The organism is Pseudomonas sp. SIMBA_068, assembly GCF_046534705.1.
GTDB classification, from domain to species: Bacteria; Pseudomonadota; Gammaproteobacteria; order Pseudomonadales; family Pseudomonadaceae; genus Aquipseudomonas; species Aquipseudomonas putida.
In genome coordinates this window covers 1-252 of sequence record NZ_JAWRYI010001099.1, presented here as the reverse complement: position 1 = coordinate 252, position 252 = coordinate 1, and the positions used below count along the sequence as shown (strand labels likewise).

The 252-nt window shown below is 58.3% G+C and carries 1 protein-coding gene; it reads left to right on the top strand.

Annotated elements, in window-relative coordinates:
• Nucleotides 1-252 (top strand): ABC transporter substrate-binding protein (locus tag SB756_RS32875; protein WP_410913612.1); only part of this gene is annotated, 252 nt, incomplete at both ends.

Genomic DNA, 252 nt, shown 5'->3' with positions numbered 1-252 from the left:
CCGTTGATCGACGGTGCCGGTGGGCGTACCGAGTCCACCGATGGCAGCGTGTTCCCCTATGCCTTCCCGCTGTTGCTGAACTACTACGGCCAGGCTTCGGTGGGCATCAACTACATCGCTGAACGCGAAGGTGGTTTCGACAAGCTCAAGGGCAAGAAGATCGTCACCGTTTACCACGATTCGGCGTATGGCCGCGAAACCCAGGCGCCGATGCAATTGCTGGCGCAGAAGTATGGCTTCGAAAACATCCAG